The following is a 22,092-nucleotide window of genomic DNA, read 5'->3' on the forward strand; positions in this document are numbered from 1 at the left end:
TCCTCGCCGGTCAGAACTTCGCCGAGAAGCTGCCGATGACGCGGTCGATCGCCGCGAGGTCCTCTTCGGCGTTCGCCTGCACGGCGACCGTGATGACGTACGAGCCGTTCTTCGCATTCGCCGCGAGGAAGATGTACGACGCGCCCGGCTCGCCGCATCCTTCGTAGACCTCGTACTTGCCCTCGTGCAGGCCGTCGTCGAAGACGTCGGCGCCCGCGAGCGTGCAGTGCTGGGTCAGGAACACGGCCGCATCGGCCACGAGCGCGTCGACCGAGCGCGCGCCGACGGCGTCCTCGGATGCCGCGATCCACGTGCCGGGGGCGTTCCACGTGTCGCTGAACGCCGCCATGTCGGGGGTCGCGACGATGCTCGCCCACGTGCCGAACTCGTTCGTGTACCCGGCACCGTCGAGGTCGTCCCACGAGGCGGGGACCTCGACCGAGATCGCGCCCGAGTCGTCCGTCACCTGCACGAACTCGCCCGCCGCCGCGCCGCCCGCCGCGGCCCCGCCCGGAGCGCTCTCGACGACCTGGACGGGCGCGAGCTCGTCGCCGTTGAACTGGCCGCGGTAGTAAAGCCCGTCGGAGGGGCGGTAGACGTGGACGTCGATCGTCGAGTCCTGTCCGTGGGTGCGGAGCACATCGCAGTAGTCGGCGAGGGTGCCGTCCGTCGCGAGCGTCACGCCCTGCATGCGCGTCACGAGGTCGCCCGGCAGGATGCCGGCCTCGTCGGCTGCGGATCCCGACGCGACCGAGCTGACCCAGACACCGAGCCCGTTGCCCTCCTCGTCGGTGATCGCCTGCGCGTTGATCCCGAGGCTCAGCACGTCGTGGCCCTCGATGAGGTCGCCGACGACCGCCAGCACCTCGTCGCGGTGGATCGCGAGATTCGTGTCGTAGGTGTTGTTCCCCGCATAGTTCACGCCGACGAGCCGGCCTTCGGCGTCGACGAGCGGGCCGCCCGAGTTGCCGCCGCGGATGCGCGCGTCGTGCTCGATGACCTCGTCGATCGAGGCCCACGGGGTCTCGCCGCGCGTCGACGCCTTCGACACGATGCCGCGCGTCATCGTGAAGGTCGGGTCGCCGAGCGGGAAGCCCGCCGCGTACACATCGGTCGCCGTCGCGATCTCGCCCTCGTGCCATTCGAAGAACGGCAGGTCCTCCGCGTCGAGCCGGATGACCGCGAGGTCGAGACACTCCGACGATCCGAGCACTTCGGCGTTGAGCGTCTTGCGCGTGTCGCCGCCGACCCACACGTCGAGCGTGCCGGCACCGACCACGACATGGTTGTTCGTGACGGCGAGTCCGTCGGGCGAGATGAGGAATCCCGATCCGCGGCCCGCGGCCTCGTACCCGCCCGACTCGGGCGAGACGAACGTGCCGACCGCCTCGATCTGGATGGTCGCCGATTGCACGCCGTCGAATCCGACGGCGCCCGGTGCGCGGCCCGGATCCGAACCGGGGATGCCCGGCAGACCCGCGCATCCGGAAAGCGCGGCGACAGCCCCGACGGCGGTCGCCGCGAGAGCCGTGCGCGCGAGTCGGGGCGGGCGTGTGGTCGAGTTCATGATGTGCTCCGATCCGATTCCGAGTGGTCGGCGGAGACGATTCCAGAAGTCGCTAGCGCGAACCTTTCCCGGTGCCGGTCGTCGACGATGCCCGGCGCAAGCACTGCGAAAGGGCACCTGAGGTCATCCGAAGGGCCGATGCGCCGAGTCGCTCCTCACGCGCAGGCTTCACCCATGACCCCCGATGCACGCCCAGCCGCGATCGCACACGCCGCCCTCGTCGCACTGCTCGTCGGCGCGATACTCCTGCAGTTCTGGATCGTTCCGAGTCTCGCCGCCGAGTCGGCGGCACGCTACCCCGAGGTCGCCTGGCTGGCGACTCCGTACGTCGTCGCAGTCGGCATCGGCCTCGGCTTCTTCGAACTGTCCCTGTTCGCGGTCTGGCGGGCGATCTCGACGGGCGGCCGAGAGGGTCGTGCCGTGAAGCGAGCGGAGCGATGGCTCGACCTCGCCACGCTGGCGATCATCTCGATGGCGGTGGTGTTCTCGGGCGTGTTCGTCCACGCCGGATCCGTCGCGAAGGTCGGCGGCCCGCCGATGCTGTTCGGACTGCTGTGCATGATCGCCGTCATCGTCGCGGCACTCGTGGGCCACCATCGACGACGAAGGCGGCTCGCATACTGCGAACCGCCTTCTTCCGCGCGCCCGGAGGGACTCGAACCCCCAACCTTCTGATCCGTAGTCAGATGCTCTATCCATTGAGCTACGGGCGCATGGGATGTCGCCTGCCGCTTCGTCCGCGATCAGGCAACCACGTAACTCTAACCCATCGTCTGCGAAGGCGCCAATCGAGTGCCGACGCCCGGGCGCGTCGGCGCCATCGAGCCCACGATCCGCCGCAGATCGCCCTTCACTCGGCCGAGAAGGGGCGATCCGCGACGGATCACGATGGGCGGGAGGCATCCACTCACCCTTTGACCGCGCCGCCTAGCCCCGCCGACCGCAGGAACACGCTCTGGAACACGAGGAACATCGCGATCGGGATGAGCGTCGCGATCGCGAGCGCCGCGAGGAACACGTCGAGCTCGGTCTGGCTCTGCACTGCCGGCAGCCGCACCGACAACGGCTGCACGGCGGGGTCGGGCAGCACGAGCATGGGCCAGAGGTAGTCCTTCCACGCGGCGATGATCGCGAAGACGCTCACGACGCCGAGGATCGGCCGCGACATCGGCAGCACGATCGACCAGAACAGCCGCACGGGCCCTGCGCCGTCGGTGCGCGCCGCCTCGAACACCTCGCGCGGCAGGTTGTCGAAGAAGCGCTTGACCAACAGGATGTTGAACGCGTTCGCCGCCATCGGCAGCCACACGGCCACGTAGTTGTTGAGCAGGGAGTAGTCGCGCCCGAGCAGGGGCGGCGACACGATCGTGAGGTAGAGCGGCACGAGCAGCACGACCGACGGGATGAAGAGCGTCGCGAGCACGAGCCCGTTGAGCACCTTCGCGTACGCCGGCCGGAGCACCGAGAGCGCGTACCCGGCCGTCGTCGCGACGAGCAATTGGAAGAACCACGCGCCCGCCGCGATCACGATCGTGTTGAAGAAGTACTGGTCGATGTGGATGTCGTTCCACGCACTCGACAGATTCGCCCAGTCGATGCCGTTCGGCCACAGCGCGAACGGCTGTCGCAGCGTGTCCTGCGTGGGCGTCACGGCGGCCTTCGCGAGCCACAGGATCGGCCCGAGCCCGGCGAGCGCAAGGCCGACCAGGAGGAAGACGTGCACGGCCGACATCCCGAGCTTCGTCGACCGCTTGCGGCGGTCGAAGTCCGAGACGATGCCGCGATCTCCCTGCTCCTCGGACTTCGGGCGACGACGGATGCCTCGCCGCAGCCCCTCGCGGCGGTGCACGTCGATCGTGGTGCTGGTCGTCGTCATGAGGTGCTCCAACGGTCGGTGAGCTTGAAGTAGACCCAGCTGAGGAGGCCGAGGAAGATCGCGAGCATGACCGAGAGCGCCGTCGCCTCGCCGTAGTTGCCGCCGAGCGAGTTCTGGAACGCGTAGCGGTAGATGAGCAGCAAGATCGTGACGGTCGCGTTGTTCGGCCCGCCGCCCGTGAAGAGGAACGGCTCGAGGAACACCTGCGCGGTCGCGATGACCTGCAGGATGAGCATGATGAAGAGGATGCCCCGCAGCTGCGGCAGGGTCACATGCCAGATCTTCTGCCAGATCGTGGCGCCGTCGACCTCGGCCGCGTCGTAGAGCTCGGGCGGCACCGCGAGGAGCGCCGCCAGGTAGATGATGATCGACCCGCCGGCCGCCGCCCACGTCGCCTCGATGACGAGCGAGGGCATCGCCGTCGCGGGGCTCTGCAGCCACGGCTGCGGCGGGATGCCGACCCACCCGAGCACGGTGTTGAAGACGCCCGTCGGGCTCGCGTCGTAGAACACCTTCCAGAGGAGCACCGCGACGACGGGCGGCACGACGACCGGCAGGTAGGCGAGCGCCGAGTAGAGGCCCTTCATGCGCTTGACCTCGCTCATGAGCACGGCCATGAAGAGCGGCAGCGGGAATCCGAGTACGAGCGCGAGCGCCGCGAAGTACAGGGTGTTCAGGATGGCTCGGCCGAGCAGCGGATCGGTCAGCACGCCGACGAAGTTGTCGATGCCGACCCACTCGGGCGGCGTCAGCAGGTTCGTCTTCTGGAAGCTCATGATCACCGACTGCACGATCGGCGACCAGCTGAACAGGCCGAACACGACGAGCATCGGCAGGACGAACACGAGGTTCCAGACGCCTCCGCCCGCGATCCAGGTTCGCAGGTTGCGTTCGCGTTTGCGGCGGGAGGGCACGGCGGATGCCTCGGGCTCGGGCTCGTCGGCACCGGCGGGTGCGGGCGGGGGCTGGGCGGTGAGGGTCATCTTCGGTCCTCGGGTCGTTCGGTGCGTATCGGGTCGGGCGCGAGGCATCCGGTGGTCGAGCGGCGGGGTGATGCCGCTCGACCACCGGGTCCGTCACTCGTCGAGCAGGGCCTGCGCGTCGGTGTTCGCCTGCTCGAGCAGCGCGTCGATGTCGGCGTTCTGGTCGGTCAGGACGGCCTGCACGACGGTGTCGAGGAGCGCGTAGATCTCCTGCGTCTTGCCCTTCGGCTCGCCGACGGGCGTCTGGTCCCAGATCGCGTCGGTGAACGGCGCCATCTGGTCGCGAGGCACGTTGATGTACTCCTCGATCCAGGTGAGCGACTCCTCGTAGAGCTCGCGGCTGAGGACCGGCAGCACGGGAGTGCCGACGGCCTGACCCGAGTCGGCGAGCGCCTTCGCGTCCTGCTTCGCGGCGTCCTCGTTCATGAGCTTCTGCATGTAGTACCAGTCGATCCACGTGACCGCGGCCGCCTTGGTCGCGTCGTCGACCGTCGGGCTCACGACGGCGATGTCGCCGCCGCCGAGGGTTCCCGGGTCGTCACCCTCGAGCGGGACGACCGTGAGGCCGTACTGCTCGGGCGCCATGCCGAAGTCGCGCACGAGGGCCGTGTAGACGTCGGAGCCCGACGTGTACATGCCGATGTTGCCCGCCGCGAACTCCTGGTTGATCGAACCCCAGTCGAGGTCGAACTTGGCCCCGAACGAGTCGTCCTCCCAGCGGAGGTCGTGCAGGAACTCGAGCGTCGCCTTCGTGCCGTCGTTGTCGATCGTCGACTCGTAGGTGCCGTCGCCGTTGTCGATCTGGGTGCGGCCGCCGCGCGCGACGGTCTGGGCGGTGAGCTGCCAGCCGCCCGTGTTGTTGATCGCCATCTGCGCGTATCCGGCCTTGCCGGTCTTGTCGTGGATGGTCTTCGCGGCCTCGCGGATCTCGTCCCACGTCTGCGGCGGGTTGTCGGGATCGAGGCCCGCCTCTTCGAACAGGTCGCGGTTGTAGTGGAGGCCCATCGCGTACGCCTGGCGCGGGAACCCGAAGATGTGCCCCTCGGAGTCGGTGACGCCCTCGAGGATGATCGGGTTGAAGCTGTCCTTGTACCCGAGTTCGGTGACCTCGTCGGTGACGTCCATGAGCTGGCCGTTCTCGAGCAGCGTCTTCGAGTCGGTGAAGGGCACGGTGAAGACGTCGGGGAGGCTGCCGCCCGCGAGCTGCACGGCGAACGTCGGCCCCTCCCACTCGTACTCGACGCCGATGATGTCGATGTCGGGGTGGAGCTTCTCGAACTGCTGCTCCTGCGTCTCGAAGGCCTTGTAGGCGGCCTCGTCGGCGCCGGGCGGGAAGGTGGCGACGCGGAGCTCGGTCTTCCCTCCGGCCTCGTCGGATGCCTGGCTGCACGCGGCGAGCGAGCCCGCCATCGCGAGCGCGGCGATGCCCGCGAGCACGACCTTGCCTGGTGACTTCATTGTCCTGTCCTTTCGGTGCTGTGTCGGTGGTGCGGTGGGTGGTGCTGGGTGGTTCGGTCAGCCGGCGGCGCTCGTGCGGAGCCACGCCGTCGAGTCGGGGGGCAGCAGGCCGCCGTCGAGCGGCGCGCTCGCGAGCAGGATGCTCTCGTGCTCGGGCAGTTCGGCGGGCGCGCCGCCGAGGTTCGTGACGCAGACGAGGTCGTCGCCGCGGCGGAAGACGAGCACGTCGGGCGCGCTCGGCAGCCACTCGAGGGCGCCGTCGCCGAGCGAGCGCTCGCGCTTGCGGATGCGCAGCGCCTGCCGGTAGAGCCACAGCATCGACGACGGGTCGGCCTCCTGCGCCTGCACGGTGAGGGGCGCCCAGTCGGCCGGCTGCGGCAGCCAGGTCGGGGCGGATGCATCGGCCGGCTCGAACCCGTAGGGCGGCTCGCTCCCCCGCCACGGCAGGGGCACGCGGCATCCGTCCCGTCCTGGGTCGATGCCGCCCGACCGGAAGTGCATCGGGTCCTCGATCGCGTCGCGCGGCAACTCGACTTCGGGGAGGCCGAGTTCGTCGCCCTGGTAGAGGTAGAGCGCGCCCGGCAGCGCTGCCGTGAGGAGGGCCGCGGCGCGGGCGCGCCGGGTGCCGAGGGCGAGGTCGACGGGCGTGCCGAACCGCTTCTTCGCGAACGCGAACGACGTGTCCTCACGGCCGTAGCGCGTGACCGGGCGGGTGACGTCGTGGTTCGAGAGCACCCACGTGCTCGGGGCGCCGACCGGGGCGTGGGCGTCGAGCATGAGGTCGATCGAGGAACGGAGCTCCGAGGCATCCCACGATCGCGACATGAAGTCGAAGTTGAACGCCGTGTGCATCTCGTCGGGGCGGAGGTAGGCCGCGAAGCGGGAGGCATCCGGAAGCCAGATCTCGCCGACGAGCACGCGTGCGCCGTCGTACGAGTCGGCGATGCGCCGCCACGACCGGTACACGTCGTGCAGTTCGTCGCGGTCGACGTGCGGGTGCTCGCCAGGCCCCGGGTTCTCGGGGTAGTCGGGGAGATCGGGGTGCTTGATGAGCTGCGCGGCCGAGTCGATGCGGACGCCCGCGACGCCGCGGTCGAACCAGAACCTCAGGATGTCCTCGTGCTCGCGGCGCACGTCGGGATGGTTCCAGTTGAGGTCGGGCTGCTCGGGCGTGAAGAGGTGGAGGTACCAGTCGCCGGGCGTGCCGTCGGGGTTCAGCGTGCGCGTCCACGGCTCGCCCTTGAACTCGCTCACCCAGTGGTTCGGCATCTCGTCGCCGCCCTCGCCGCGGCCCGGGTGGAACCAGAAGCGCTCGCGCTCGGGGCTGCCGGGGCCGGCGGCGAGCGCCGCTTGGAACCACGGATGCTCCGAGCTCACGTGGTTCGGCACGACGTCGATGATCGTGCGGATGCCGAGCTCGAGCGCTTCGGCGATGAGGAGCTCTGCGTCTTCGAGGGTGCCGAAGGCGGGGTGGATGTCTCGGTAGTCGGCGACGTCGTAGCCGCCGTCGGCGAACGGCGACGGATACCAGGGGTTGAACCAGAGCGCGTCGACGCCGAGTTCCTTGAGGTAGCCGAGCCGGGAGCGGACGCCGCGCAGGTCGCCCGTGCCGTCCCCGTCGGAGTCGGCGAAGCTGCGGACGTAGACCTGGTAGATGACGGCGCTCCGCCACCAGAGCGGGTCTTCGACCAGCGCCTGCGGCAGGTGCCGTGCGGGGGTCGGGATATCCGCACCGGCATCCGTCATGGGCATCGTCACTGCGTCTCCTCGTCGGGCTGCGCGCCGCAGTCTGGAGGACGTCGGCGTCGATGCACGTCAACGTAATGACAGCAACAGAATGATGCAACTATTCAACAATCAGACTGAATATTGCGACGACTTGCGTCGATTTGCGGAAGTGGCTTGCAGACTCCGAGCAAGCGTCTGCACGAGGCATCCGCCGCTCTCATGCCGCCCTGCATCCATCCACCCCCGTCCCCACCCCACCCCGCACCCCACCCCACCCACCCACGTTTGTCGGACAATCGCCTGTTTGTCGGATATGTGCTCGCTCTCACGTCCGACAAACCGGCAGATGTCCGACAAACACGAGTGGAGCGCGGGGGCGCGGGGGGGGGGGGGGACGCCGGTCAGGCGCGGGGCGCCGGCCCCGTCGACGCGCGCACGACGAGTTCGGGCGCGAACAGCACCTCGTCGCCGATCGCGCGCTCGCTCGACATCTGGCGCATGAGGAGCTCGATGACCATCTTCCCCATCGATTCGATGGGCTGACGCACCGTCGTGAGGGGCGGCTCGGTGCAGTTCATGAGCGCCGAGTCGTCGTAGCCGATCACCGACACGTCTTCGGGCACTCGCAAGCCTGCCCGCTTCACCGCCCGCACGGCGCCGAGCGCCATGGGGTCGCTCGCACACACGATGCCCGTCGCTCCCGCGGCGAGGAGCTTCGCCGCCTGCGCCTGCCCCGACTCGAGCGAGTAGAGCGAGTGCACGACGAGGCCGTCGTCGAGGTCGATGCCGTGGCGCGCGGCCATGGCGATCGCAGCGCGGTGCTTGCGCTGCGACGGGATGTGGTCGGGCGGGCCGAGGAGGATGCCGATGCGCCGGTGGCCGAGCTGCACGAGGTGCCCGAACGCCTGCTCCATCGACATCGCGTCGTCGCACGACACGGTCGCGAAGCCGAGTCCGTCGATGGGGGCGTTGATGAGCACGGTCGGCAACTGCAGTTCGACGAGCCGCGCGTAGTGTTCGTGGCTCGCGTCGGCCTGGGCGTACGCGCCGCCCGCGAACACGATGCCCGACACCTGCTGGTGCAGGAGCAGTTCGACGTAGTCGGTCTCGGTGATGCCGCCCGCGGTCTGGATGCAGAGCACGGGCGTGAACCCGTTCTGCGCGAGCCCGCCGCCGATCGCCTCGGCGAGCGCGGGGAAGATGGGGTTCTGGAGCTCGGGCATGACGAGCCCGACGAGCCTGGCGCGTTCGCCGCGGAGCTTCGTGGGCCGTTCGTAGCCGAGCACGTCGAGGGCCGTGAGCACGGCGTCGCGCGTGGAAGCGGCGACCCCCGGCTTGCCGTTGAGCACGCGGCTCACGGTGGCTTCGGAGACGCCGACCTTCCGCGCGACATCCGCAAGCCGTCTCGACATGGCCGCAATCGTACGCGAACGCATGCAAGAACTCGACAAAGAACGGGCGGATGCCTCGCAGTCGCCCTGTCGAGGGGGTTGCCCACGCCGAGGCATCCGACCATCGTTCATGGCATGACCTTCGCGCGGTGGCTCCGGGAGCACAGCCTCTTCACCGTGACCTTCGCGCTCTTCGTCGTGTTCTTCGCCGGCATGGCGGTCAGCGGGTTCGCGGTGTACAACGACGATCAGCTCGAGCACGGACTCGCCCCGATCGGGTTCTTCGCCTATCTCGGATCGGGCGCGTTCGGCGAGGCCGTGTTCGAGAACTGGGAGTCGGAGTTCCTGCAGATGGGCGCGTACGTCGTGCTCACGATCTTCCTCATCCAGAAGGGGTCCTCGGAGTCGAAGCCTCCGGGCGAGCGTGTGCCGCAGGACGACGACCCGCGCGAAGCGAAGGTCGGCCCGAAGACGCCGTGGCCGGTGCGCCGCGGCGGGTTCTGGCTCGTCGTCTACGAGAACTCGCTCGCGATCCTGTTCTTCGTGCTGTTCGGGGCATCCGTGCTGCTCCACGCCGCGACGGGCGCCGCGGCGTACTCCGAGGACCGCGCCGCCCACGGGCTGCCGCCCGTCGGCATGTGGGAGTACCTCGGCACCTCCCAGTTCTGGTTCGAGTCGATGCAGAACTGGCAGAGCGAGTTCCTCGCGGTCGCGGCGCTCGTGCTCGCGTCGGTGTACCTGCGGCAGCGGGGGTCGCCCGAGTCGAAGCCTGTCGCGGCGCCTCACGGCGAGACCGGATGACGCCCGGACGGTCGGGCTAGGCTGCCGGAATGGGCCGACTGATCTACAACTCGTCCAATCGTGAGATCGAGATCGACGATCGCACGCTCGCGCACCTTCGCTTCGCCGTGGTCAACAAGCTGCGTCGAGGCGAGAGCTTCTCGCTCACGTGGGAGCACGGCGTCGAGAACGGCAGCGGCCGCACGACGATGTGGCTGAACCCGTCGGTGCCGCTGCAGTTCGTGTTCAGCGGCAACCGGCAGCCGAAGCTCAACCGCATCTGGATCGAGCGGCTGCTCCTGCAGGCGAACAGTCCCGCGGGCCTGCAGTACGTGCCCGAGCCCGACGAGAGCGAGGAGATGGACGGCGACTGACCGGCGACTGACCGGTCGTCGGCCCGAGGCGTCAGTCGACGGGCTCGATCTGCGTGCGGATGAACACGAGTTCCTGCACGGTGAGCCGCACCGGCGTCTCGAGCTCGAAGCCGAGCTCCGCGATCTCCTCGACGACCGCGCCGTCGAGTTCGACGACGACGCCCGACGCGAGGTCGTCGGGAAGCGGTTCGAGCGCCGCGAGCACGAGATGCTTCCCGTCGATCGACAACGGCGGCCACCACCGCTCGATCGGAATGCGCTCCTCACCCATGGCCGTCCCCTCCGCCGAGACCGATCGGTTCCCGGACTCGCGCGAGCACGAGACATCCGAACCCCGTGTCGCGCAGTCTTCTCCTACTTCGGCGTCGCCGCGACCCCCTGCGCGTCGCCGTCGACGTCGGGTGCGTCGGTGTCGAGGTGCTCGGGCACGAGCTCGATGCCTCCTGTGGAGTTGGCCGAGCGCATGAGCTCTTCGACCCAGGGCCGGCTGAGCTCGGGACGCTGCGCCTCGTTGAAAACGAACCGCAGCGGGATCGCGGGGTGCAGCCACAGGGTGCTTCGCCCGAGCGGGTCACCCTCGGGGTGCACCCACGAGAGGGTGAAGCTCTCTCCGCGGCGGAGCTTGGTCGTGATGGCGACCTTCAGATGCGCGAGTGCGCGATCCTCGATGCCGATCGGCGTGCCTGAATCTCCGTAGTAGAGGGTTCCCATCGTTGGAGACTACGCCGCGCGCATGGGCCGCGCGCGATCATCGACGGATGCCGGGCGGCTGTCAACCCCGTCGAGGGCGCTACCGGGCGGACCTACCGTGGGCGTGACCTCGAGAGGAGTGACGATGACCGGCCACCTCGTCGACCCGACCTCCAAGCACACGACGGACCGATTCGTGCCGCAGGAGCAGCGCCCGCCCGGGCTCACCGAGCCCATGCATCCGCAGCCCGACCACGGCGAGTACAGCTATCGCGGGAGCGGGCGCCTCGAGGGGCGCCGCGCGCTCGTCACGGGTGGAGACTCCGGCATCGGCCGGGCCGTCGCGATCGCGTTCGCGCGCGAGGGCGCCGACGTGGCGATCGGCTACCTGCCCGAAGAGGACGAGGATGCGCGCGAGACGGCACGCTGGGTCGACGACGCCGGGCGGACGCCGGTGCTCGTGCCGGGCGACCTCCGCGACGAGGACTTCTGCCGCGAGCTCGTCGACCTCGCGCATGCCGGCCTCGGCGGCCTCGACCTGCTCGTGCTGAACGCCGCGCACCAGCGCGAGCGCGGCGGCATCGACGAGATTCCGACTGCGGACTTCGAGCGGGTGATGCGCGTGAACCTCTTCGCGGCGGTGTTCCTCGCTCGTGCGGCCGTGCCGCGGATGGACGCCGGCTCGTCGATCATCACGACGACCTCGATCCAGGGGTTCCACCCGTCGAGCGCACTCGTCGACTACGCCATGACGAAGGCCGCGCTCGTCGCCTTCACGCGCGCGCTCGCCGAGGAACTCGGGCCGCGAGGCATCCGCGTCAACGCCGTCGCGCCGGGTCCGGTCTGGACCCCGCTGATCCCCGCGACCGGCTGGCCCGACCATCTGCCCGAGTTCGGCAAGGACACCCCGCTCGGCCGCGCCGGGCAGCCCGCCGAGCTCGCGGGCGCCTACGTGTACCTCGCCTCGGAGGAGGCGTCGTACGTGTCGGGCGCGATCCTGCCCGTCACGGGCGGCAAGCCGCTCTGACGGGGAAGCCCGCTCGCCCCGCCGAACCCTGCCCGCACGAAAGGAGCACATCATGCCCGGACGAAGGAACGCCTCGCTCAAGGACCCCGAGCTCTACGAGGAGCTCCGAGAAGACGGGGCGTCGAAGGAGAAGGCCGCGCGCATCTCGAACGCGGCGGCCGCGCGAGGACGCAGTGCGGTCGGACGCAAGGGCGGCGAGTCGGGGTCGTACGACGACTGGACCGTCCCCGAGCTGAAGCGGCGTGCGAAAGAGCTCGGCCTCCACGGGTACAGCGACAAGCGCAAGCCCGAGCTCATCGACGCGCTGCGCAACCACTGACGGCGTCGCCGCAGATCCGAGCGGCGGATGCCTCGCCTCACACGCGTCGAGCCGTACACGTCGCCGGGGTGGACGAGGGTCCGCCGCGGCGGCGGCTTCTCGTATGTCGGCCCGCACGGCGAACGCGCGAGCGCTCGTGATCGAGCCCGGTTCGCCGAGTTGGCGGTGCCTCCCGCGTGGAAGGACGTCTGGATCGCCGATGCCGCGAACGCGCATCTGCTCGCCGTCGGCGTCGACGCCGCAGGACGTCGCCAGTACCTCTACAACCCCATTTGGCGGGAGCGACAGGACATCGAGAAGTTCGATCGGATGGTGCTGCTCGCACGTGTCCTGCCGGAGGCGCGCCTGACCGCGGAGCGGGAACTCTCGGTCGGCCTCGCCGAACACGGGCTCGAAGAGCATCGAGTGCTCGCCGCGGCGTTCCGCACCCTCGACCTCGGAGCATTGCGCGTCGGGTCGGAGGAATCGCTCGCGGCTGCCCGCCACCGGGGTCTCACGACCCTGCTCGTGCGGAATGCGACGGTGGAGACGCGCGGGGCGGCGAGTGCCGACGCGACGGCCCACCCGCCCGTCGTGCGGTTCCGCTTCCGCGCGAAAGACGGGATCGCGCAAGACCTCAGCGTCGGCGATGCGGCGCTCGCGGGGTTCGTCACGCTCGCGCGCGAGCGCGCCGCATCCGCCCGCCTCTACGCCTGGCGAGCCGAGCACACCCGTCGCCACCGGGCGCTCACGGCCGCCGAGGTCAACGACGACATCCGTCGCCGCACGGGCGGCGACTTCACCGCGAAGGACTTCCGCACGCTGCGGGGGACGATCGTCGCAGCCGAACGGCTCGCCGAGATCGGTGTCGAGTCATCGGCCCGGGCGCGCGCTGCGGCGATGCGCGACGCCGTGGTCGCGACCTCCGTCGCCCTCGGCAATACGCCCGCGATCGCGAAAGCGAGCTATGTCGATCCGCGCGTGTTCACCGCCTACGATCGCGGGGTCGTCCTCTCGCGCCGCGGCGCAGCAGAGCGCGCGCTCATCGCGCTCGTGGCGGCGGACGCGGAATCCGCGCCGGGAGTCGAAGCCGGGTCGGCGGCCTGAGCCCGGCGGCTCAGTCCCGCTCGCGCACGATCGAGGCGGCGTCGAGGTCGGGGCGGAGCCCCCGCCAGCGCGGATGCCTTGCCGACCCCGCCGTCGTCCAGCCCGAGAACTCGATCTCACCGACGAGTTCGGGGCGCACCCACACGGCGTCGGCCGCCTCGGCGGGCGGCACGGCGACGAACGGGGAGTCGCCCGCGTGCAGGCCGTCGAAGGTCGCGAGCAGGCGGTCGAGCTCGTGCTCGCCGAGCCCCGACCACACCCGTCCCGCATACTCGAGGCGGCCATCGGGGGTCGGCGTGCCGACGAGGAGCGACTTGATGCGGCCCTCGCGCGTGCCGGTGCCCTTGCGGTAGCCGCCGATCAGTACCTCCTGCGTGCGCGTGAGCTTGAGCTTCACCCAGTCGTCACTCCGCACCCCCGGGCGGTACCGCGAGCCGCGTCGCTTCGCGACGAGCCCCTCGAGGCCGAGCGCACGGGCTTCGGCGAGCGCGGCCTCGACCACGCCCGGGTCGGCGCGCGTTTCGGAACCGGCTTCGGATGCCGCGAGCGCGGGCACTTCGACGGGCACCCCTTCGACGGGCCGGAACAGGCGCTCGAGCCGCGCCCGCCGCTCGACGTACGGCTCGTCGATCGTCGGCGTGCCCGCGACCTCGAGCACGTCGAAGAGCAGCAGGCGCACGGGCACGGATGCCGCGAGTTCGGCGATCTCGCGCGGACGCGTGACGTTCATCCGCGGCTGCATGCGCCCGAAGTCGGGCCGTCCGTCGGCGTCGAGGGCGACGAGTTCGCCGTCGACGAGCGCGTCGGCGCGGAGCGCCCGGGCGAGCCCGGCGAGTTCGGGGTAGCGGGCGGTCTCGTCGCGGCCGCTGCGGCTCGTGAGGCGCACCGCTCCGCCGTCGGTGCGGGCGAGGATGCGGATGCCGTCCCACTTCCACTCGAGCGCCCAGTCGCCGCGCGCGACGTCGACGGGTTTGCCCGGCACGGCGAGCATGGGGCGTTCGGAGATCTCAGCGGCCGCCGCCGCAGGCGCGTGCGCCGAGGCATCCGGCCGCTGCTCCTTCATGCGGTGCAGGAGCCACTGAGACTTCTGCCCCTCGCCCGACGTGCGGATGAGCGCGACGCGCACCCCGCGCCCGTCCGAGCCGCGCAGCGGCCCGCCCTCGCGCCCCTTGAGCGTTGCGATGATCTCGTCGTCTCGCCACTTCTCGGCCGTGTAGGTGCCCGTGTCCCAGACCGACATCTTCCCCGCGCCGTACTGCCCCTTCGGGATCTCGCCGTGGAACTCGAGGTATTCGAGCGGATGGTCCTCGGTCTGCACCGCGAGCCGGTTGACGCCCGGGTCATCCGGAACGCCCTTCGGCACCGCCCAGCTGCGGAGCACCCCGTCGCGCTCGAGCCGCAGGTCGAAGTGGAGGCTGCGCGCGTGATGCTCGTCGACGACGAAGCGGAGCGCGCCGTCGGCGGGGGCGGCGCCGGCCTGCGCGACCGGCACGACCGGCACGGCCGCCGGCATCGGCTCGGGCGTCTTCGCCGGGTCGCGCATCGAGAGGTAGGTCGAGAGCGGGCCGGATGCCTCGGGGCGGGCACCGCCCAGCGCCGCAGCCGGATCGTTCCCCGCGGCGACGCGTTCGAGCACCTCCTGCCACTCGAACTGCGCGAGCCCCGGGTCATCCAATTCGTCCCACGTGCGCGGCGCCGCGACCGTCGGCCGCAACCGCCCCCGCAGCGAATACGGCGCGATCGTCGTCTTCGCGGCGCTGTTCTGGCTCCAGTCGATGAGCACCTTGCCCGTGCGGAGCTCCTTCTTCATGCTCGACACGACGAGCTTCGGGTGGTCGGCCTCGAGCGCGCGGGCCAGTTCATGCGCGACATCCGACACCTGCTGCGAGCTCTGTCGCCCGTCGAGGGGTGCGTAGAGGTGGATGCCCTTGCTGCCGCTCGTGACCGGGATCGGGTCGAGTCCGATGGGCGTCAGGATGTCGCGCACGAGCCGCGCGACCTCGGCGCACTCGGCGAGCCCGACCCCCTCGCCGGGGTCGAAGTCGAACACCATGCGGTCGGGGTTGCCCGGGGTTCCGTCGGGCGCGAAGCGCCACTGCGGCACGTGGATCTCGAGCGCGGCCTGCTGGGCGAGCCACACGAGGGCGGCGCGGGTGTCCGCGATGGGATAGGTCTTCGGCCCGTCGGAGTGCTCGATGATTCCGCGGCCCAGCCACTCGGGCGCATGGCCCGCGAGGTTCTTCTCGAAGAAGACCTGCCCCGGGGCATCCGCCGTGCCGACGCCGTGCACCCACCGCTTGCGCGTCACCGGACGCCCCGCGACGAGGGGAAGCATGACCGGGGCGATTTCTGCGTAGTACGAGACGACCTCGCCCTTCGTCATGCCCGTCGACGGATACATGACCTTGCCGAGGTTCGTGAGCGCGAGCGTGCGACCGTCGACCTCGACGGTCTGGCGCCCCTCCCCTGCGGCCATGGCCCCATCCTGCCCGTCTCGGCCCCTCCTGCCCGCCCGTCCCCACCGCAATTCAGGAAGAAACGTTCGGCACGCCGGTCCGAGAGCGACGACACACCGACGAGCGGAGAGTTCTTCCTGAATTGCGTTGGGACGGGGAGGAGGGGGCTGGCGGGCTGCGGATGCCTCGGGGCGGGGCTGCGGGCAAGGGGTTCCCACGGGGCATCCGGGGGTGTGTACTGGGGGCATGCGAGCCGTCTGGAAAGGGGCGGTCACATTCGGCCTCGTCAATGTGCCCGTCAAGCTCTACAGCGCGACCGAGGATCACGACGTGTCGCTGCACCAGGTGCACGCCGCCGACGGCGGACGCATCCGGTATCAGCGCGTGTGCGAGATCGACGGCGAGGTCGTGGCCTATCAAGACATCGACAAGGCGTACGACGACGGCGAGCGCACGGTCGTCATCACCGACGAAGATCTCAAGGCCCTGCCCGCCGAGCGCAGCCGCGAGATCGAGGTCGTCGAGTTCGTGCCGACCGAGCAGATCGACCCGATCATGTACGACAAGAGCTACTACCTCGAGCCCGACTCGGCGTCGTCGAAGGCGTACGTGCTGCTGCGCGAGACGCTCGAGTCGACCGACCGCACGGCGATCGTGCGCATGGCGCTGCGGCAGAAGTCGAGCCTCGCGGCCCTGCGCGTGCACGGCGACGTGCTCATGGTGCAGACCCTGCGCTGGGCCGACGAGGTGCGCGCCGCCGACTTCAAGAACCTCGGCGACGACGTCAAGATCACCGACAAAGAGCTCGCGCTCTCGAAGCAGCTCGTCGAGAGCCTCGTGGCCGACTTCGACCCGACCGAGTTCGTCGACGAGTATCAGCAGGAGCTCCGCACCCTCATCGCCGCGAAGCTCGAGCAGGGCGACGCGCTCGACACGGCCGCGACGTTCGGGGGCGCCGCCGAGGAGACGGGCGGCGAGGTCATCGACCTCATGGAGGCGCTGCGGCGGTCGATCGCGGCGAAGCGCGAAGACACCGAGAAGCGCGCGGCCGCGAAGTAGCCCGGCGGCGCGCGATCGGGACGCGGCTTCGAGGGAGAGCTGCGCGGGCGCGCACGAAAGCGGGGCGGATGCCTCGGGCTTCACGCCGCGAGCCATCCGCCCCGTTCCTCAGTGCCGCCGGATCACTCGGTGGTGCAGGCCGCCTTGGCGGCGTCGGCCGCGTCGGCGATCGCCGACTGCTGCCCGGCGATCGCGTCGCCGTCGCGCTCTGCGTCTTCACCGTCGGGAAGCGTCGCCGCGAACTCCGCGGCGCTGCCGAGCGCGTCGTCGAGGGCGCCGAGCGCCGTCTTGACGGCGTCGCTCGCGCCGTCTTCGAGCGCGACGATCCGCTCGGAGTAGCCCTCGAGGTTGCTCTGGATGTCGGCCGACTCGGCCGTCGAGACGAGCGTGTTCTGCGCGCCGTTCGAGACGTCGCGGATCTCGTTGTTGATGGTCGTGCAGTCGGAGGACGCCGTGCCGCCCGCTGCGCAGCCCGCCAGCAGCAGCGTGCTCGTGGCGACGACTGCGGCGGAAATGAGGATTCGTTTCATATGGAACTCCCAGGTCGTGGAACCTATCGAGTCTACGCGCGACCCCCCGCGCGCTTCGAGGCCTTGTCCTGCGCGGCCGCGGCGGACTCGGCCGCCATCGCCTGCTTGGTGTCGGCGAAGTCGCCGAGCGCCGGGCGGATCCACGCGAGCCGCGGATTCGAGTCGACGAGGAGCATGCGCACGAGCAGGGTGAGCGGGATCGCGAGGATCGCCCCGATCGGCCCGAGCACGACCGCCCAGAACAGCACCGAGAAGAACGTGAGCGTCTGGCTGAGGGCGACCGCGTTGCCGACGACGCGCGGCTGGATGACCGACTGGATGATGCCGTTGATGATGCCGTAGACGACGATGACGCCGATCACCGTCGGCCATCCTCCCGAGAGCCCCCGAAGACGAGCGGCGGCACGATCGCGATGAAGTAGCCGATGTTGGGGATGAAGCTGCAGAGGAACGAGAGGATGCCCCAGAGCGGCGCCCCGGGAACCCCCATCACGAGCAGGGCGAGCCAGTTGACGAGCCCCTGGGCGGCGCCGAGCACGGTCGTCACGACCATGTACTTGCGCACCCCCGTCGTGAACTCGTGCACCGCCTCGACGAGGATCGGGCGACGAGCGCCGATCTCGCGGTTGAGGACGGGTGCGTAGACGGCGTCCATCGCCATGAGGATGAGCATCGTGAGGAGCACGACGAACGCCGACGTGAGCCCGAGGGCGTTGCCCAGCACGCCGCCGACGAACTCGACGATCCGGCCGGGGTCGAACCCCGAGAAGATGAGCTCGATCTGCTCAGGCCCGACACCGAAGCCCGCGAGCCACCCGGCGATCCCCTCCGCCCACGCCTGCAGTTCGGGCACGTAGGTCGGCAGCAGCGTCGCGAACTGCGCGAACGAGATGACGAGCGCGGCGATGAACCCGCCGAGGAGCAGCACGACGGCGACGATGACCGATCCCGTCGCGATCCCCCGCGGCACACCCCGGCGTTCGAGCCCGACCCGCAGCGGGTGCACGCTGATCGTGAGCACGAGCGCGAGCAGGACGGGCGCGAGCACCGATCCGATCGCGGCGATCCCGAACGACGCGAGCGCGGCACCGCCGAGGCCGATGAGGATGAACGCGGTGCGGTGGGGTGAGGGGTCTTCCGCGGCGAATGCGGCCGCGCCGTCGGCACCGGCGCCGGTGCCGACGAAGACACCGGATGCCTCCGAGCCGCGGCCGTCCGAGACATCCGCCCCGCCGTTGCGGTCCGTGCGTCTGCGCCACCACATGCCGCACCTCCCCCGCTCGTCACGCTAGGCGAGCGCCCGCGGAGCGCCCCTACGCGTTCACCCGGGGCGGGTGACCGGACTACGCCCTCCGACTCGCCGGGGTTAGAAACGACTGCATCTGATCCGAGCCCGGAGGGGGTGCCGGATGATCGCAGGATTCGGACCCGGCGAGCTGTGCGTGATCGGATTCCCTGGCGACGGGATCCCCGAACGCGCACGATGGGCGATCGTCGAGACGCTCGCGCAAGGCGTCGTCACCCTGCTCGACGCCGTCCTCCTCACCTGCGACCACGCCGGGGTCGTGCGGGGGGCCGACCTCGACGCGATCGGCGACGGGTTCGACGTCGCCGCCGTCGAAGCGGGGGCCACGGGACTCATCGGCGACGACGACCTCGACCGGATCGCCGCCGCCCTCGAACCCGGCACGTCGGTGCTCGTGCTCCTCGTCGAGCACACGTGGGCGCGGCGCATCCAGGCCGCCCTCGAACCGAGCGGCGCCGAGGTCGTCGCGACCCGGAGACTGCCGGGCGCGGTGCTCGACGAAGTCGCGGTCGCCGCGGGCGTGCCGCGCGCGGCCTCGCAGAGCTGACGTGGGTGATGGCGATGCCGAAGGGGCGACGAGACGGGCGGCCCGGGCTCCTCGCCGTCGCCGACCGGCTCTCCCGCGCGACCGGGGGCGAGCCCGAGACATCCGGCCGCTTCCCCGACGTGCGCGAGGGTCGACCCGACGAGCGTCGACCCGACCTCGACCTCCTCGACGGGCTCGAACGCCTCGCGGCGCTCCGTGCCGCGGGCGCGCTCGACGACGATGAGTACGCGGCGGCGAAGCGGCGCCTGCTCACGTGATCGTGCTCGCCGCGGCCTTTCGATCGGAGACGCCGAGCTTGCGGTAGATGATCCGCAGGTGGGTCTTCACGGTGTTGACCGAGAGGCCGAGCTCAGCTGCGATCTCGGCCGTCGTGAGGGTCGTGCGCAGGTAGCCGAGTACGTCGCGTTCGCGCTCGGTGAGCCCCGTGCGGTCGTCGTGGCGGGCGATCGCGTGCGTCAGGAAGTCGCCGTAGGCGGTGCCCCACGCGACGTGCTCGAGCATGAACTGGCGGACATCGGGCCACTCGTCGGCGAACGGCCGGGCGACGCCCTGGGGCACGGCGACCTCGAGCGCGCGTTCGAGCCGCTCGTGCGCGCCCGCACGATCGCCGTGGGCGCGGCGGATCAGCGCGAGCGTGACGAGCGCCGAGGCCCGAGCGTACGAGGCGCGGCCCGTCTCGGTGATCTGCTCGAGCATGCGCAGCGCAACCTGCTCGCCGACGTGCCGCCGCGCGAGCTCGGCGAGCACGACCGTCGTCGCGGGGATCTGCTCGACGTGCTCGAACCTCCGCACGATGGCCGCCGCGCGGTCGATCCGGCCCTCGGCCTCGGCGAGCTTGGCCGTCGCCGCGAGCCGGTACGCGGGCCAGGGGATGCCGTGCTGCTCGGCCTCGGGCATGCCCCGGAGCAGGGCTGCGGCCTCGGCGCGATCGGCCGCATCGCCGTCGATCGCCGCGATGTAGGCGAGGTACTGGCGCGCGAAGCCGTCGAACGACGTGGAACTGCTGCCGCCCTCGAGCACCCGGCGGAAGTGCACCCGGGCCGTGTCGAGGTCGTCGCACCAGTACGCCATCCACGCCGTCGCGAAGTGCTCGGAGTTGCCGATGTACCCGAACCACGCGTCCGAACCCGACGGCGTGCCCGTGCGCTCGAGCACTGCGCGCGCCTCCACGAAGTCGCCGCGGAACGCGCGCGCGAACGTGAGCGCGCCCGCCGCGCGTTTCGCCACGAGCGGGTCGCCCGCGGCGAGCGCGTTCGCCTCGGCGGTCTCGAACGTGCGGGTCGTCGCCGACGGTTCCCAGCGCAGCGACATCTGCGTGATGCCGAGGAGCAGGAGGCTCGCGGCGAGCCATCCGGGTTCCGCGGAGTCGAGCGTCGCGAGGTCGCGCTCGACGGTCTCGACCGCCCTCGAGAGGGCGTCGCGATCGTCTTCGAGGAAGAGTGCGGCGAGCCTGCGGGTGCGCAGGACGGCGGCGGATGCCTCGGGGTCGGCGTCGATCTCCGCCGCGGCGTCGCGGTAGAGCGACTGACCCTGTTCGCGGCCGCCTGCGAGCCCGGTCGCGGCAGCGCGGATGAGCCTGACTTCGGCGTGCGCCTGCCACTCGGCCGGCAGGCGCGTGCACGCGAGGGTGAGGGCGTCGCCGTTCGGGCCGACGAGGAGCCGCACCCAGTTCGCGCGGAGCGTCTCGACGGCGGTCGGCACGTCTCCGGCGCGGAGCGACTCGTCGAACGCGAGGAGCGGGTAGGACGAGGCGAGGAACCGGCCGGCCGCCCGGTGCAGGTCGGCCGCCCGCCCGGGGTCGCGGCGTTCGAGGAGCTGGCGGCAGGTCGAGGCGAAGACGTCGTGCCAGCGGTAGCCGGCGCGGTCTCCCGTGCCGAACCGGTCGACGAAGAGGCCGCGCGCGACGGACTCCTCGAGGAGGAGCACAGCATCCGGCCGGCCCGACAGTTCCGCTGCGAGCGCGGCGTCGACGTCGGAGGTCGTCGTCGCGGCGAGGACGAAGTCCGCGAGGTCTTCGGGCAGGGCCCCGAGCACCTCGTCGGCGACGAAGTCGGCGAGCACGGCGCGGGACGCCGACGAGGCGGCGACGGGGTCGAGGGCCGCAACCTCGATGCGTGCGGCTTCGAGGCTCGCGGGGTCGAGCCCCGTGAACTCGCGCCCCGCGGCGAGCGCGAGCCGAACGGCGACGGGCCAACCCCCGGTCGCCGCGACGAGGCGCTGCGCGTCGACGGCGTCGAGCGGGCGGCCGGCGCCGGCGGCGACCCGCAGCGTCTCGTCGACGTCGAAGCGCAGTTCGTCGACGCCGATCATCGCGGCCGCCCCGGTCACGAGCAGCCGGTCGACGGGGAACTGCCTGGGCTCCCGGCCGACGAGGACGAGCCGGAGGGCCGCGGGCGGCTGCTCGACGAGGCTCCAGAGCAGGCCGCGCCGCACGGATTCGCCCGCGCGGTGGACGTCGTCGACGACGAGCACGACGGGCCGCACGGCGTCGGCGAGCGCGTCGACGATCGCGTCGTAGCTCGCCGAGGCGTCGCGCGAGCCGGCGTCGAGGGTCGCGAGCGGGCACAGCCCGAGGTCTTCGGCGCCGATCGCCGCCCGGCGCAGGGCGCCGACGATCCCCGAGAGGCGCCGGTGGGGGTCGATGTCGTACCGGGTGAGCGAGAGCCATCCGTTCGGCACCGCGAGACCGGCCGCCCAGCTCGACACCGCCGTCGTCTTGCCGAACCCGCTCGGCGCGACGACGAAGGCGGTGCGCCCCGCGCCGACCGCCTCGTCGAGCCGTGCGTTCACCCGCTCGCGCGGGGCGGCGACCGCCCGCGAGGGCCGCGTGAAGCGTGCTTCGGAGAACGCGTCCCACCCCGCGGCATCCGACTGCATGCTTCGAGACTATGCGTCACCCCGCCCGGGTGATGAGC

22 protein-coding genes and 1 tRNA gene are annotated in these 22,092 nt (G+C 70.9%); 9 read left to right on the forward strand and 14 right to left on the reverse strand.

The window, feature by feature from the left end; all coding sequences use genetic code 11:
- Positions 1–10: 10 nt before the first annotated feature.
- Positions 11–1,567, reverse strand: coding sequence for a S1C family serine protease (locus ET445_RS02205; RefSeq protein ID WP_129188434.1), 1,557 nt, complete (start codon positions 1,565–1,567; stop codon positions 11–13).
- Between the two features lie 174 nt (positions 1,568–1,741).
- Between ET445_RS02205 and ET445_RS17100 the strand changes: the two genes are divergently transcribed.
- Positions 1,742–2,242 carry a DUF2975 domain-containing protein gene (locus tag ET445_RS17100; protein ID WP_165314269.1) on the forward strand — a complete coding sequence of 167 codons (501 nt, stop codon included), beginning with the start codon at positions 1,742–1,744 and terminating at the stop codon, positions 2,240–2,242.
- Here ET445_RS17100 and ET445_RS02215 read toward each other — a convergent pair.
- From ET445_RS02215 to ET445_RS02240, 6 genes are all read right to left on the reverse strand, one after another.
- Positions 2,208–2,280 (reverse strand) — tRNA-Arg (locus ET445_RS02215). The genes ET445_RS17100 and ET445_RS02215 overlap by 35 nt on opposite strands.
- Positions 2,281–2,474: 194 nt before the next feature.
- Positions 2,475–3,443, reverse strand: a complete 969-nt coding sequence (locus tag ET445_RS02220; protein WP_129188438.1) for a carbohydrate ABC transporter permease — start codon at positions 3,441–3,443, stop codon at positions 2,475–2,477.
- Entirely contained in the window at positions 3,440–4,426 is a 987-nt protein-coding gene (locus ET445_RS02225; protein WP_208008506.1) for a carbohydrate ABC transporter permease, read from the reverse strand. The genes ET445_RS02220 and ET445_RS02225 overlap by 4 nt, the downstream gene beginning before the upstream one ends.
- 93 nt (positions 4,427–4,519) lie before the next feature.
- Positions 4,520–5,884: an ABC transporter substrate-binding protein gene (locus ET445_RS02230; protein WP_129188440.1), complete on the reverse strand. Its 1,365-nt coding sequence runs from the start codon at positions 5,882–5,884 to the stop codon at positions 4,520–4,522.
- Positions 5,885–5,941: 57 nt separating this feature from the next.
- Positions 5,942–7,630, reverse strand: coding sequence for a glycoside hydrolase family 13 protein (locus ET445_RS02235; RefSeq protein WP_208008616.1), 1,689 nt, complete (start codon positions 7,628–7,630; stop codon positions 5,942–5,944).
- A gap of 383 nt (positions 7,631–8,013) precedes the next feature.
- Entirely contained in the window at positions 8,014–9,024 is a 1,011-nt protein-coding gene (locus ET445_RS02240; RefSeq protein ID WP_129188442.1) for a LacI family DNA-binding transcriptional regulator, read from the reverse strand.
- Between the two features lie 114 nt (positions 9,025–9,138).
- Here ET445_RS02240 and ET445_RS02245 point away from each other — a divergent pair, with 114 nt between their 5' ends.
- Positions 9,139–9,804 carry a DUF6766 family protein gene (locus ET445_RS02245; protein ID WP_129188444.1) on the forward strand — a complete coding sequence of 222 codons (666 nt, stop codon included), beginning with the start codon at positions 9,139–9,141 and terminating at the stop codon, positions 9,802–9,804.
- Between the two features lie 29 nt (positions 9,805–9,833).
- Positions 9,834–10,157, forward strand: a complete 324-nt coding sequence (locus ET445_RS02250) for a DUF7882 family protein (RefSeq protein ID WP_129188446.1) — start codon at positions 9,834–9,836, stop codon at positions 10,155–10,157.
- Positions 10,158–10,188: 31 nt separating this feature from the next.
- Here ET445_RS02250 and ET445_RS02255 read toward each other — a convergent pair whose 3' ends face one another.
- Positions 10,189–10,428: a hypothetical protein gene (locus tag ET445_RS02255; protein ID WP_129188448.1), complete on the reverse strand. Its 240-nt coding sequence runs from the start codon at positions 10,426–10,428 to the stop codon at positions 10,189–10,191.
- 83 nt (positions 10,429–10,511) lie between these two features.
- Positions 10,512–10,868, reverse strand: a complete 357-nt coding sequence (locus tag ET445_RS02260) for a DUF7882 family protein (RefSeq protein WP_129188450.1) — start codon at positions 10,866–10,868, stop codon at positions 10,512–10,514.
- Positions 10,869–10,992: 124 nt separating this feature from the next.
- On the opposite strand from ET445_RS02260, the gene ET445_RS02265 reads away from it, so the two are divergent.
- The 3 genes from ET445_RS02265 to ET445_RS02275 are packed head-to-tail and all read left to right on the forward strand — an operon-like array spanning position 10,993 to position 13,279.
- Positions 10,993–11,874: an SDR family oxidoreductase gene (locus ET445_RS02265; protein ID WP_129188452.1), complete on the forward strand. Its 882-nt coding sequence runs from the start codon at positions 10,993–10,995 to the stop codon at positions 11,872–11,874.
- Positions 11,875–11,926: 52 nt separating this feature from the next.
- On the forward strand, positions 11,927–12,193 hold the full coding sequence (locus ET445_RS02270; protein WP_129188454.1) for a DUF7218 family protein: 267 nt from the start codon (positions 11,927–11,929) through the stop codon (positions 12,191–12,193).
- 27 nt (positions 12,194–12,220) lie between these two features.
- A complete protein-coding gene (locus ET445_RS02275) occupies positions 12,221–13,279 on the forward strand; it encodes a DNA topoisomerase IB (protein ID WP_129188456.1) in 1,059 nt (352 codons plus the stop codon).
- 10 nt (positions 13,280–13,289) lie between these two features.
- Here ET445_RS02275 and ET445_RS02280 read toward each other — a convergent pair whose 3' ends face one another.
- On the reverse strand, positions 13,290–15,755 hold the full coding sequence (locus ET445_RS02280; RefSeq protein ID WP_129188458.1) for an ATP-dependent DNA ligase: 2,466 nt from the start codon (positions 15,753–15,755) through the stop codon (positions 13,290–13,292).
- Between the two features lie 226 nt (positions 15,756–15,981).
- Here ET445_RS02280 and ku point away from each other — a divergent pair, with 226 nt between their 5' ends.
- Complete coding sequence (gene ku, locus ET445_RS02285; protein WP_129188460.1) at positions 15,982–16,794, forward strand: non-homologous end joining protein Ku; 813 nt, start codon at positions 15,982–15,984, stop codon at positions 16,792–16,794.
- A gap of 122 nt (positions 16,795–16,916) precedes the next feature.
- On the opposite strand, the gene ET445_RS02290 is transcribed toward ku, so the two are convergent.
- Genes ET445_RS02290 through ET445_RS02295 form a run of 3 tightly spaced genes read right to left on the reverse strand, consistent with a single transcriptional unit; the run spans position 16,917 to position 18,588 of the window.
- Positions 16,917–17,324, reverse strand: coding sequence for a hypothetical protein (locus ET445_RS02290; RefSeq protein WP_129188462.1), 408 nt, complete (start codon positions 17,322–17,324; stop codon positions 16,917–16,919).
- A gap of 32 nt (positions 17,325–17,356) precedes the next feature.
- Entirely contained in the window at positions 17,357–17,686 is a 330-nt protein-coding gene (locus ET445_RS18230; RefSeq protein ID WP_279433485.1) for an AI-2E family transporter, read from the reverse strand.
- Positions 17,683–18,588 (reverse strand): AI-2E family transporter, encoded by a 906-nt coding sequence (locus ET445_RS02295; RefSeq protein ID WP_279433486.1) that lies wholly within the window; start codon positions 18,586–18,588, stop codon positions 17,683–17,685. The genes ET445_RS18230 and ET445_RS02295 overlap by 4 nt, the downstream gene beginning before the upstream one ends.
- A 145-nt stretch (positions 18,589–18,733) precedes the next feature.
- On the opposite strand from ET445_RS02295, the gene ET445_RS02300 reads away from it, so the two are divergent.
- Both ET445_RS02300 and ET445_RS02305 read left to right on the forward strand, forming a co-directional pair.
- On the forward strand, positions 18,734–19,177 hold the full coding sequence (locus ET445_RS02300) for a DUF6325 family protein (protein WP_129188464.1): 444 nt from the start codon (positions 18,734–18,736) through the stop codon (positions 19,175–19,177).
- 14 nt (positions 19,178–19,191) lie between these two features.
- Positions 19,192–19,434, forward strand: coding sequence for an SHOCT domain-containing protein (locus ET445_RS02305; RefSeq protein WP_165314270.1), 243 nt, complete (start codon positions 19,192–19,194; stop codon positions 19,432–19,434).
- Here ET445_RS02305 and ET445_RS02310 read toward each other — a convergent pair.
- Complete coding sequence (locus tag ET445_RS02310) at positions 19,427–22,054, reverse strand: helix-turn-helix transcriptional regulator (RefSeq protein WP_129188469.1); 2,628 nt, start codon at positions 22,052–22,054, stop codon at positions 19,427–19,429. The two genes, ET445_RS02305 and ET445_RS02310, sit on opposite strands and share 8 nt — an antisense overlap.
- Positions 22,055–22,092 lie beyond the last annotated feature (38 nt).

Source organism: Agromyces protaetiae, assembly GCF_004135405.1.
Taxonomy (GTDB): domain Bacteria; phylum Actinomycetota; class Actinomycetes; order Actinomycetales; family Microbacteriaceae; genus Agromyces; species Agromyces protaetiae.